Source organism: Methylophilus sp., from assembly GCF_052173275.1.
Classification (GTDB): Bacteria; Pseudomonadota; Gammaproteobacteria; order Burkholderiales; family Methylophilaceae; genus Methylophilus.
Map to the genome: position 1 here is coordinate 1,183,799 of NZ_JBQMUL010000002.1, position 13,019 is coordinate 1,196,817.

General features: G+C 52.3%; 7 protein-coding genes. 2 read left to right on the plus strand and 5 right to left on the minus strand.

Translation table 11 applies throughout. From position 1 onward, the window contains the following. Positions 1-54: 54 nt before the first annotated feature. From hemE to ACTS9Y_RS07130, 5 genes are all read right to left on the minus strand, one after another. A complete protein-coding gene (hemE, locus tag ACTS9Y_RS07110) occupies positions 55-1,119 on the minus strand; it encodes a uroporphyrinogen decarboxylase (RefSeq protein WP_442585262.1) in 1,065 nt (354 codons plus the stop codon). A gap of 187 nt (positions 1,120-1,306) precedes the next feature. Further along, positions 1,307-2,734, minus strand: coding sequence for a glutamate synthase subunit beta (locus tag ACTS9Y_RS07115; RefSeq protein WP_442585263.1), 1,428 nt, complete (start codon positions 2,732-2,734; stop codon positions 1,307-1,309). Between the two features lie 88 nt (positions 2,735-2,822). Continuing rightward, entirely contained in the window at positions 2,823-7,493 is a 4,671-nt protein-coding gene (gene gltB / locus ACTS9Y_RS07120; RefSeq protein WP_442586916.1) for a glutamate synthase large subunit, read from the minus strand. Positions 7,494-7,991: 498 nt separating this feature from the next. Further along, entirely contained in the window at positions 7,992-9,272 is a 1,281-nt protein-coding gene (gene hemL, locus ACTS9Y_RS07125; protein ID WP_442585264.1) for a glutamate-1-semialdehyde 2,1-aminomutase, read from the minus strand. Positions 9,273-9,352: 80 nt separating this feature from the next. Beyond that, the gene (locus tag ACTS9Y_RS07130) at positions 9,353-10,369 is read right to left on the minus strand and encodes a trypsin-like peptidase domain-containing protein (protein ID WP_442585265.1); all 1,017 of its coding nucleotides are present in this window, start codon (positions 10,367-10,369) and stop codon (positions 9,353-9,355) included. A 150-nt stretch (positions 10,370-10,519) separates the two neighbouring features. Here ACTS9Y_RS07130 and ACTS9Y_RS07135 point away from each other — a divergent pair, with 150 nt between their 5' ends. Both ACTS9Y_RS07135 and gndA read left to right on the plus strand, forming a co-directional pair. Continuing rightward, a complete protein-coding gene (locus ACTS9Y_RS07135; protein ID WP_442585266.1) occupies positions 10,520-11,260 on the plus strand; it encodes a dienelactone hydrolase family protein in 741 nt (246 codons plus the stop codon). 141 nt (positions 11,261-11,401) lie between these two features. Then, complete coding sequence (gndA, locus tag ACTS9Y_RS07140; protein ID WP_442585267.1) at positions 11,402-12,916, plus strand: NADP-dependent phosphogluconate dehydrogenase; 1,515 nt, start codon at positions 11,402-11,404, stop codon at positions 12,914-12,916. Positions 12,917-13,019: the final 103 nt, after the last annotated feature.

Sequence of the window (13,019 nt, forward strand, 5' to 3'; positions counted from 1 at the left end):
TGCACAATAAAAAAATCCCGCTTTATTTAAGAGCGGGATTTTTTATACAGCCTGTTATTGGTGGTATTGCGGGCTGAGCTTGCGCACCGTCTCTAGCATACAGGCCGCGTGTTCTGGCGGCGTCCACTGCGTGATGCCATGACCAAGGTTAAACACATGGCCATGGCCATGGCCGTAACTTGCCAGAATACTGGCGACTTCTTTTTCAATCGCTGCGGGTGAGCTGAGTAAAATCGCCGGGTCCATATTGCCTTGCAAGGCGACTTTGTCACCCACGCGCCGGCGGGCATTGCCTACGTCCATGCTCCAGTCCAGGCCCAACGCATCTGCGCCAATTGCGGCCTGGGCTTCCAGCCATAAGCCGCCACCTTTAGTGAACACAATACAGGGCACCTGGCGGCCTTCCGCGGTTTTAGTCAGGCCAGCCACAATTTTCTGCATATAGTTGAGCGAGAACTCGGTATAGGCGTTGTGTGACAGCGCGCCGCCCCAGGAATCAAAAATCATCACTGCCTGCGCACCAGCGGCAATCTGCGCATTCAGGTACTGGATCACGGTCTGCGCGGTGATTTCCAGGATGCGGTGTAACAGTTCCGGCCTGGCATAGCCCATTTTCTTGGTATTCAGGAAATCAGTGCCGCCTTTGCCTTCCACCATATAGGTCGCCAGTGTCCACGGGCTGCCGGAAAAGCCTATCAGTGGCACACGGCCATTGAGTGCCTTGCGGATACTGCTGACCGCATCAAACACATATTGCAGCTTGGACATATCCGGAATTTCCAGGTTGAGGATATCGGCCTCGTCCTGCAAAGTGCGCTCAAATTTCGGCCCTTCACCTTCTTCAAAATAAAGCCCCAGGCCCATGGCGTCCGGGACGGTCAGAATGTCACTGAACAGGATAGCGGCATCCAGCTGCGGATAACGGTCCAGCGGCTGCAAGGTCACTTCCGTGGCAAACGACGGGCTTTGGCACAGCTGCATAAAGCTGCCGGCAGTTTTACGGCTCTCGCGATACTCAGGTAAGTAGCGCCCGGCCTGGCGCATCATCCAGACTGGCGTGTAGTCGGTAGGCTGGCGCAGTAATGCACGTAAAAAAGTATCGTTTTGCAGTTGGCTCATGGGTGGCAGGGTCTTGATTCGTATCCAGGCGTAAACGGTTGGATACTCAGTTTGACCAGTCAAAAATCAAAATAGCATTATAAAGTGCGCCGCCTGCTTTCACCTGAAAGAATGGTGTTTTTTTGCGTCAGCGCAAACAAAAACGCCGATGATATGACTCATCGGCGCTTACTTACCCGGTGACGCATTAACGTGGCAGGGTAGAATCTCCCATCAGGAACACATCTACTTCACGCGCACACTGACGGCCTTCGCGTATTGCCCATACCACCAGCGATTGTCCGCGGCGGATATCACCGGCAGCGAATACCTTGGCTTTGCTGGTTTTGTAGCAGCCTGCACCATCGGTGGTGGCTTTGGCATTGCCACGGTTGTCTTTTTCCACACCAAACGCATCCAGCACTTTCTGGATAGGTGAGACAAAGCCCATCGCTAAAAATACCAGGTCGGCTTTAATGGTGAATTCAGAGCTCGGCACTTCAGTCATCTTGCCGTCTTTCCACTCTACGCGCGCACCTTTCAGTGCGGTCAGTTTGCCATTCTCACCTATCAATTCTTTGGTGGTGATAGACCAGTCGCGCGCTGCGCCTTCTTCATGCGAGCTGGAAGTACGCATTTTCAGCGGCCAGTTTGGCCATACCATGGCTTTGTTTTCTTTTTCTGGCGGTTGCGGCATCAACTCGAATTGAGTGATGCTGGCCGCGCCGTGACGGTTAGAAGTACCTACACAATCAGAACCAGTGTCACCGCCGCCGATCACAACCACGTGTTTGCCGGTGGCTTTGATCTGGTCAGGCACGTTATCGCCCGCGACCATTTTATTGTTCGGTGTCAGGAAATCCATGGCGAAATGCACGCCATCCAGTTCACGGCCAGTCACTGGCAAGTCACGTGGCAACTCTGCACCACCAGCCAGGATCACCGCGTCATAGTCGCGCTCAAGGTCGGTCGCACTGACGTTTTCGCCTACGTATTGGTTGACCTTGAAGGTCACGCCTTCGGCTTCCATCTGTGCCACACGGCGGTCAATACCGGATTTATCCAGTTTGAAATCGGGGATGCCGTAACGCAGCAAGCCACCGATACGGTCATTTTTCTCGTACACAGTCACGCTGTGACCGGCACGCGCCAATTGTTGTGCGGCTGCCAGGCCGGCAGGGCCAGAGCCAACAACAGCAATGTGCTTACCGGTCTTGTTCGGGTTGATTTGCGGGGTGACCCAGCCGTTTTCCCAGGCTTTATCGATAATCGCGTGCTCTATGGATTTGATGCCCACCGGGTCATTATTGATATTAAGCGTACAGGCGGCTTCACATGGGGCCGGGCAGATACGGCCGGTAAAATCCGGGAAGTTGTTGGTTGAATGCAGCACATCGATCGCATTGCGCCAGTCCTGATGGTATACCAGGTCATTCCAGTCCGGAATAATGTTGTTCACAGGACAGCCGGTCGTGCAGAACGGAATGCCACAGTCCATACAACGGGCACCTTGTTGTTTGGCCTGGTCGTCTGTCAAATGCAGAACAAACTCTTTGTAGTTTTTGACGCGTTGCTGCACTGGCAGATTTTCTTCTGCCAGGCGATCAAACTCCATAAAACCTGTGACTTTACCCATGTTAAATTATCTCTTCCCTATCACACCACTCAGGCGCAACCTTAACTAGGCCCCGCGCGTACGCGGGGTATTCAATAAACAAAAACGATTAAGCAGCTTGTTTGGCAGAAGCCGCAGCCATTTCGGTCAGTACGCGTTTGTATTCGTTCGGGAACACCTTGACGAATTTTGCGCGTGCGGCTGGCCAGTCCGCCAGGATGTCTTTGGCACGTGGGCTACCGGTCAGCGCTGCGTGCTGTTCGATCAAGCCTTTCAGCAACACTTCATCAGGCTGGCCCATATGCTGTACTTTGCCCACGTCCGCTTCGGCGGTTTCGACTTTTTCCAGTGAGACCATGCTCATGTTGCAGCGTTTGGCGAACTGGCCATCGATATCGTAAATGTAAGCAATACCGCCACTCATGCCGGCTGCAAAGTTCTGGCCGGTTGGGCCGAGTACAAGTACAGTACCGCCGGTCATGTATTCGCAACCATGGTTGCCCACACCTTCAACAATCGCCGTCGCGCCAGAGTTACGCACGCAGAAACGCTCGCCCGCCACGCCACTCAGGAAGCTCTCGCCGGTAGTTGCGCCGTACATGACGGTGTTGCCGACAATGATGTTCTCGTAAGACAAGCCACGGAAAGTGGTTGGTGGTTTGATGATGATACGACCGCCACACAAGCCTTTACCCACGTAGTCATTACCTTCACCGGTCAGCTCAAAGGTGATACCTTTGGCCAGGAAAGCGGCAAAGCTCTGACCTGAAGTGCCGGTGAAATTGACATGAATGGTACCGTTTGGCAGGCCATCATTGCCGTAACGACGTGCCACTTCATGCGACAGCATGGTGCCCGCAGTACGGTTGGTGTTCATGATCGGCAGGTTCAAGGTGACTTTTTCACCTTTTTCCAGCGCGGCTTGTGACAGCTCAATCAGTTTGTTATCCAGCGCCTTGGCAATGCCGTGGTCCTGAATGTCATTGTTTTTGCGCGAAACACTGGCTGGCATGTCTGGCAGGTGGAAAATCTTGCTGAAGTCCAGGCCATTGATTTTCCAGTGTGCTATGCCGGCTTTCATGTCCAGCAGATCAGCGCGACCAATCAGGTCATCTACTTTCGCAATACCGATGCTGGCCATCAATTCGCGCAACTCTTCAGCCACAAAGAAGAAGTAGTTCACCACGTGTTCCGGCTGGCCGGTAAATTTCTTGCGCAGTTCCGGGTCTTGTGTCGCCACGCCTACCGGGCAGGTGTTCAAATGACACTTACGCATCATGATACAGCCTTCAACCACTAGCGGCGCGGTCGCAAAACCAAACTCATCTGCACCCAGCAAGGCGCCAATCAGTACGTCACGGCCGGTTTTCATCTGGCCATCAACTTGCAATACGATACGGCCACGCAACTGGTTAAGCACCAGGGTTTGCTGTGTTTCAGCCAGGCCAAGTTCCCATGGCGTACCTGCGTGTTTGACTGAGGATAATGGTGATGCACCAGTACCGCCGTCATGGCCTGCAACCACGATATGGTCAGATTTGGCTTTTGCCACACCTGCCGCCACTGTGCCGATGCCGGTTTCTGACACCAGTTTGACTGAAATAGACGCTTTTGGATTGGCGTTTTTCAAATCGTGAATCAGCTGTGCCAGATCTTCAATCGAATAAATATCGTGGTGCGGTGGCGGTGAGATCAAACCTACGCCAGGCACTGAGAAGCGCAGTTTCGCGATGTATGGCGAGACTTTATGCCCTGGCAGTTGACCGCCTTCACCTGGCTTGGCACCTTGTGCCATCTTGATCTGGATCTGATCAGCGCTGCTGAGGTATTCCGCCGTCACACCAAAGCGGCCGGAGGCCACTTGCTTGATGCGTGAACGCAAGGAATCACCTGCTTTGAGCGGCACATCCGCTTCAATCAGTTCGCTGCCCAATACTTCAGCAATGCTGGAATCCACTTGTACCGGGATAAAGCGTTTAACGTCTTCACCACCTTCGCCGGTATTGGATTTGCCGCCGATACGGTTCATGGCTACGGCCAGCGTCGCATGCGCTTCGGTAGAGATAGAGCCCAGTGACATCGCGCCTGACGCAAAGCGTTTAACGATCTCTTTAGCTGGCTCAACCTGATCCAGCGGAATCGCCGCGGCGGCTGGTTTGATTTCAAACAGGCCACGCAAAGTCATATGGCGACGGCTCTGGTCATTGATCAGCGCAGCATATTCTTTGTAAGTATCATATTGACCAGTACGGGTCGCACTTTGCAGTTTGCTGATCGATTGCGGTGTCCACAAATGCTCTTCACCGCGTACACGGAAAGCGTATTCACCGCCGGCTTCCAGCGCGTTCAACAAAGTAGGGTCGTTACCGAATGCCTGGTCATGCATGCGCATGGTTTCTTCAGCTACCTGCTCCAGGCCTATGCCTTCGATCTGGCTGACAGTGCCGGTGAAGTAGTCATTCACGAACTGGCTGTTGAGGCCGATCGCTTCAAAAATCTGCGCGCCACAATAAGACTGGTAAGTAGAAATGCCCATTTTTGACATGACTTTATACAGGCCTTTGCCAACTGCTTTGACAAAGTTTTTGCCCGCTTTTTCAACGTCGCTGGTCAAGGTCTTCATGGTTTCATATACCAGCCATGGACACACCGCTTCGGCACCGTAACCTGCCAGCAAGGCAAAGTGGTGCACTTCACGTGCAGAACCGGTATCAATCACCAGGCCAGTGCTGGTACGCAAGCCGGCTTTCACCAGGAACTCGTGTGTGGCCGAACAGGCCAGCAAGGCAGGAATCGCCACGCGGCTTGCGGAAACAGTACGGTCAGACAAGATCAGTACGTTGTAACCATCGTGCACGGCTTTTTCAGCCTGGTCATGCAGGATGTCCAGCGCCTGTTTCATGCCGTCTTTGCCTAAGGCCGCATCGTAAGTCAGATCCAACACGATGGACTTGAATTGGCCCTGGGTCAAGGTGTCGATATTTTTAAGTTTTTCCAGCCCTTCCAGGCTGATCACCGGCTGGCTGCTTTCCAGGCGCAGAGGCGGGTTGGTTTCATCTATACCCAGCAGGTTAGGTTTGGGGCCAATAAAGGTGACCAGTGACATCACCAACTCTTCACGAATCGGGTCGATTGGCGGGTTGGTCACTTGCGCAAACAACTGTTTGAAATAGTTGTACAGGGTTTTGGCTTTGTTGGATAACACTGGCAAAGCCGCGTCGTTACCCATAGAGCCAGCACCTTCTTCACCGTTATCCAGCATCGGTTGCAGAACAAATTTGAGATCTTCCTGCGAGTAGCCAAAGGCTTGCTGGGTATCCAGCAGATTCGCCTGCAAGGCGACTTCGCCAGTGCCTGCAGCAGGCAACTCAGTCAGGTGGAAACGCGTCTGCTCGATCCATTGGCGATAAGGCTTGGCCTGCGCCAGCTCTTGTTTGACTTCTTCATCGTCAATGATGCGGCCTTGCTCCATGTCGATCAGCAACATTTTGCCTGGTTGCAAGCGCCATTTCTTCACGATTTTTTCTTGCGGGAAGGTGATCACACCCATCTCAGATGCCATCATGACGATGTCGTCTTCAGTCACCAGGTAACGCGCAGGACGCAAACCGTTACGGTCCAGTGTGGCACCTATCATTTTGCCGTCGGTAAATGCCACCGCAGCCGGTCCATCCCATGGCTCCATAATGGCAGCGTGATATTCGTAGAAAGCGCGGCGGTCTTCATCCATCAGCGGATTGTTGTTCCAGGCTTCCGGAATCAGCATCATCATGGCGTGTGGCAGGCTGTAACCGCCAGCCACCAGCAACTCCAGACAGTTGTCGAAGCAGGCTGAGTCAGACTGGCCTTCTACAATCAGTGGCCACAGTTTTTCCAGGTCTTCACCCAGCACTGTGGATTTTATGGTCTCGTGACGGGCCGTCATCCAGTTGACGTTGCCTTGCACGGTATTGATCTCGCCGTTGTGCGCAATCATGCGGAATGGGTGGGCAAGATCCCAGGCCGGGAAAGTATTGGTAGAGAACCGCTGGTGAACCAAAGCCAGTGCAGACACCACGCGAGCGTCTTTCAGGTCTTTGTAATAAACACCGACTTCATTCGCCAGCAGCATGCCTTTATAGACAATGGTGCGGGAAGAGAATGAAGGCATGTAAAACTGCGCGTTATCCTGCAAGCTGAGTTTGCGGATGGCATGCTCGATGCGTTTGCGGATAACAAAACATTTGCGTTCAAAAGTATTGCTGTCAGCAGAGGTGCTGGCAATAAATACCTGGCGCATCACGGGTTCTACTGCACGGGCAGCATCGGCAATATTGCTGTTGTCGACTGGCACATCGCGCCAGCCCAGCAATGTCTGGTTTTCTTCAGCGATGATCTGCGCAAAAATGGCTTCACATTTGGCGCGGTTATCCGCACCTTGCGGCAGAAACGCCTGACCAACAGCATATTGGCCAGCAGCAGGCAATGTCATGCCTAATGATGCGGCTTCTTCACGCATAAAGGTGTCAGGCATTTGCATCAGCAAGCCAGCACCGTCACCCAGTTTCGGGTCATAGCCAGTGGCACCACGGTGGGTCAGGTTATCGAGCAGTTGCAGGCCTTTTGCAACAATGTCGTGGCTCTTCTGGCCTTTAATATGGGCAACAAAGCCCACGCCACAGCTATCTTTTTCGTGGCGTCTGTCGTATAAACCCTGCGATTGCGGGGCCAAACCGATCTGGTTGTCCAGAGCGGTTGCGGTATCTTGAGAAACACTCATCACGTTGTTGTCGGACTGCATATCCATTGCCAGATTCTTCACTTACAAAACATTTGGAGGAACCTTCAATGATACCGTTAAAGTTTAGCAATTTCAATCGTTTAGCCTGCGTTAAATAACTCAGCATCACTTTTTAATCACATAATTGAGAATCATTTTCATTTGTTGATTGTCGTGGGTGGAAATCATGCGGAAGTCAGGCAACGCTCGATATTAAATTAAGGCGATACCGTGCGGCTTTCAGTTGAATATTGCGCGCCATTAAACCAGGTCAATTTCAGCGCGCGGTTAAGTGACTTTAAATAGTTGGTCGTTGGAGACGCATGATTTCGTAAACTCTATTTACAGATCGCTTATGCGATTAGCTGATGCAAGTTCAGACATGCAAACGGCCGGAGATAGCTGCTAAACAGGAATTCAGCGGGCTGGTAAAAGTAATTAGCCCCGCCTGGTTAACCAGGCGGGGCCATATAGCTGCAAATTTAAAGCGGCTGGTGTCAGTGCTTTAAACGGTGATGCTTACAAAGCAGCAAACGCTTTTTCTGCCGCCGCAACCGTTTCTGTAATATCTGCATCGGTATGGGCTGCTGAAACAAAGCCTGCTTCAAAGGCTGAAGGGCCGAGGTAAATGCCGCTATCTAGCATGCTGTGGAAAAAACTGTTAAAAGCGGTTTTGTCGGTTTGCATCATTTCTGCGTAGCTGGTCGGGATGTTGTGGCTGAAATACAAGCCAAACATGCCGCCTACACTTTGCGCATTAAAGGCAATGCCGCTTTTTTGTGCGGCGGCTTTTAAGCCATCCATTAGTTTGCTGGTTTGTGCAGCAAGTTTGTCGTAAAAGCCAGGGGCTTGCACCAGTTTCAAGGTAGTTAAGCCAGCGCTGACAGCCACCGGGTTGCCAGACAAAGTGCCGGCCTGATAGACCGCGCCCAGCGGTGCCAGCACGCTCATAATATCTTTACGGCCACCAAAGGCGCCTACTGGCAAACCGCCACCAATGACTTTGCCCAGCGTGGTCATGTCCGGTGTGATGCCATACAGCGCTTGTGCGCCGCCCAGTGACACGCGGAAGCCGGTCATCACTTCGTCAAAAATCAATACCGTGCCATGCTGGGTACACAGGCTGCGCAGGGTTTGCAAAAATTCCTGGTGTGGCACGATTAAATTCATATTGCCGACTACGGGTTCCAGGATCACACAGGCGATTTCATCACCGATGCTGGCAAAGGTGTCTTTCAGCATCTGCACGTTGTTGTAATCCAGTGTCAGGGTATGGGCCGCGACATCGGCGGGCACACCCGCCGAGCTTGGTTCGCCAAAGGTCAGCAATCCTGAACCGGCTTTTACCAGTAAGGCATCGGCATGGCCGTGATAACAGCCTTCAAACTTGATGATTTTGTTGCGCTTGGTAAAGCCACGCGCCACACGGATGGCGCTCATGGTGGCTTCAGTGCCGCTGCTGACCAGGCGTACCTGTTCCATACTAGGCACCAGTGTATTGATCAGCTCGGCCATTTCCAGCTCTAAACCGGTGGGTGCGCCAAAACTCAGGCTGTTGGCAGCCGCTTGCTGTACCGCTGCAACCACTTCCGGATGGGCGTGGCCCAGAATCATAGGCCCCCAGGAGTTGATGTAATCGATATATTCTTTGCCATCGGCATCCCATAATCTGGAACCGACGCCTTTTTTAAAGAAGATCGGCGTGCCGCCCACGCTGCGGAAAGCGCGAACCGGTGAGTTCACCCCGCCCGGGATCAGTTTTTGGGATTGTTCAAACAGTTGCTGATTGCGAGAAGTCATAAGCCTTGATAGTCAACACATCAAAAACGTTATTCTAACAGAGGCATGTGCTGCATGCGTGCTGCCAGTTGTGCTACGGGTTAACGTGCTTCTTGCAGGCGTTGCTCCAGCTCTGCATACGCCTGTGTGTCCAGTTGCTTGATGTGCTCTTTGGCATCGGTGAGCAGCGCTGGCTGTTTTTGTTGTTGAGCAAGAATCGCCAAGCCTGTCCAGGCGTCAATATGTGCGGGTTGCAAAGCAACGGCTTGCTGATAAGCCTGTAGTGCCGCGTCCAGCTGTCCTTGGCCATGTAAAGCACTCGCCAGGTAAAAATAAGCTTCTGCAGATTTTGACTGCTGATTCACCCAGCCGCGCGCAATCGCTTCCAGCGCTGGCCAGTCGCCAGTTTGGTAAGGTTGCACCACTTGCATCCAGAAAGGCCGTTCAATCAATGGCAGATCCCAAAATGGTGTCGCATCTGGCATGGGCGTAGAGGCGGTTTGCTGTTGCATCAGCGCTTGCACCCATTCGACCGGAATGCTGTAAAAATAAGCATGCTTGCCCGGGCTTTTAAACGTGCTCAGCGACACCAGCTCACCTGCGCCGTTAAAAGTCGGGCTGCCACTGGAGCCCATGATAAAAGCCGCATCCGAACGCACCACAGTGCTGCCGTCAAACGGGTAAAGCGCGCGCACTTTGCCGGCAATGGTTTGTGGTTTGGGCGGCCCACCGGGAAAACCAATTGAAAAGACTTCGTCGCCGTAATGCAGGGAAGCCGCTGAAGCGAGTTTCACCGGCGCCAGCTCCAGATACTGGAATTTAAGGATACAGGCGTCATGCGCCCAGTCTGCCACCATGCCAACCGGGCTGATGCTTTCGCCGAATTTTGAAATGCTGATGCCGTTGCTGTTGGCCAATACATGGCAATTAGTGGCGATCATATCTTTGGCAACCACCACGCCGGTGCCCACGCCATGGCCGCCAGTTTGTGTCATGACATGTACTTTGACGACCGATGCTTTTAAACGGTAGACCAGTTCGCGGTCGGGCTCTGCAAGCACAGGGCTTATGGATGAAACCAGTAGAAGTGCGATCAAGCCATGAAGCAGTGTGCGCATGCTGACTCCTTGTGACGGTTTACTCAGGAATAACCGGGTGCATTTAACCCAATGAAATGCAAAAAATTCTGCTGCAGACAATGAATAACAGTGAAAAGCCTGCAAAACAGCGCTAGAATAGCCGATATTTTTGATTGTTGAAGGATAGTTATGCTGATTACAAGCGAAATCGTTGATTTGGACACGCCGACCGGGGTGATGCGCACGTATGTGCACCGTCCCAAGCAGGATGGTAAAGTGCCTGCGGTTTTGTTTTATTCGGAAATCTTCCAGCAAACCGGCCCGATTGAGCGTGCAGCACGTTTTTTAGCCAGCCATGGTTATGCGGTGCTGGTGCCGGAAGTGTTTCATGAGTTGAACCCGATTGGTACCGTGCTTGGTTACGACGATGCCGGTCGCGATAAAGGTAATGCGGATAAGTTTGCCAAAGACGTGCAGGCTTACGACACGGATAACCGTGCCATGATCGAGTTTCTCAATGCGCAGCCATGGTATAGCGGTAAGTTGGGCGCAGCCGGTTTCTGTATCGGTGGCCATTTGGCATTCCGTGCTGCTTTGCAGCCAGAAGTGAAAGCGACCGCATGTTTCTACGCGACCGATTTGCATACCAATCTTATTCCTAATAAACCTGGCCAGCACAGCATGGAACGTGTGAACGAGATCAAAGGTGAGTTGCTGATGATCTGGGGCAAGCAGGACCCGCATATTCCTGGCGATAAGCGTGCCGAGTTATATAACCGATTCGCCAATATCCCCGGTTTGAATTACACCTGGCATGAAGTGAATGGGCAGCATGCCTTTATGCGCGATGAGGGTGAAAGATATGATGCGCAGGTCGCTGGTATCGGATATCAACTGGCGCTGCAATTGTTGGGTAACGCATTAAGATAACTAATAGGCTTGAACGATAAATGGATGTTGATAAATATGGTTTTTCAGCAAGCATTGAACGTTCAATTGCACCTCAAGTCCAAGCACAGGCCACAAGCCTGTGCTTTTTTTTAACCTAATCAAAAATTTTAAGAGACTGATATGACTACAAAAAACGCTGACATCGGCCTGGTGGGCCTTGCAGTGATGGGCCAAAACCTGGCCTTGAACATTGCCGATCATGGTTACACCATCGCGGTCTACAATCGCGATCCGAAAAAAATGCTGAATTTTATTGAGGAATGCAAAGCCAAAGAGCCGTCGCATGAGCGTGTGGTCGGCCATGCCGATCTGGCTTCTTTTGTATTGAGTATCAAGCGTCCGCGTAAAATCGTATTGCTGGTAAAAGCCGGCAGCGCCACCGATGTGACCATTAATGCACTGCTGCCTTTCCTCGAGCAGGGCGACATTATTATTGATGGCGGTAACGCGTTGTGGACAGACACTATCCGCCGTGAAAAAGAGCTCGCTGCCAAAGGCATCGAGTTTATTGGCTCCGGCGTTTCCGGTGGCGAAACCGGCGCCCGTTTTGGCCCTTCCCTGATGCCTTCCGGCACCCGTAAAGCATGGTCCAGCCTTGAGCCTATCTGGCGTGATATTGCCGCCAAGGTAGACCCGGTGACCGGCACGCCGCTGGAAGGTGGCGAACCAGGCAAGCCTATAGTGGGCGGTTTCTCATGTGCGGAATACATTGGCCCCGATGGTGCCGGCCATTATGTGAAAATGGTGCATAACGGTATCGAATACATCGATATGCAGTTGATCTGCGAAGCCTACTGGCTGATGAAAAACCTGTTGGGCATGCCAGCGGATGAGATCGGTAAAGTATTCGCCGAGTGGAACAAAGGTGAACTGTCCAGCTTCCTGATCGAGATTACGGCAGACATCCTGCAACAAAGAGACCCGGGCGGCAAAGGCTTCCTGGTTGACCAGATCCTGGATACCGCAGGCCAGAAAGGCACCGGTCAGTGGACCGCAGCCAACGCCCTGGAACTGGGTGCCCCGGCCAACGCGATTGCCGCTGCAGTGTATGCGCGAGCATTGTCCAGCCTGAAGGAAGAGCGTGTTGAAGCCAGCCGCATTCTGAAAGGCCCTGAGATTGTTAAGGAAACTGACAAGCCAGCGATTATTGAAGCGATTAAAAACGCTTTGTATTGCTCCAAAATTTGCGCTTATGCACAAGGTTTCCAGCTGATTGATAAAGCACAAGTGGCCTATAACTGGAAACTCAACTTTGGTGAGCTGGCCCAGATCTGGCGTGGCGGTTGTATTATCCGTGCCCGCTTCCTGCAAAAAATCACTGATGCTTATGCATTGAATTCCCGCCTGAAAAACCTGATGCTGGACCCTTACTTTACCAATGCCATGAATGAAGGCCAGGCTGGCTGGCGTAAAGTGATTGCGCTGGCGGTGACCAATGGTATCCCTGCGCAAGGTTTTGCTGCGGCGCTGGCTTATTATGATGGTTACAGAAGTGCCGATTTGCCGGCTAACCTGTTGCAAGGCCAGCGTGACTTCTTCGGTGCGCATACTTATGAGCGCAAAGATCAGCCACGTGGACAATTCTTCCATCTGGACTGGCCAGAAAAAGGTCGTCCTGAGTTGGTGATTGAATAATTGAATGCCTGAAGTGCAGATGCCATATCGGCATCTGCATAATGGGGTGCTGTAAAAATAAAAAGATGGCTAATTGCCATCTTTTTTGTTTTATAGCTGCCTG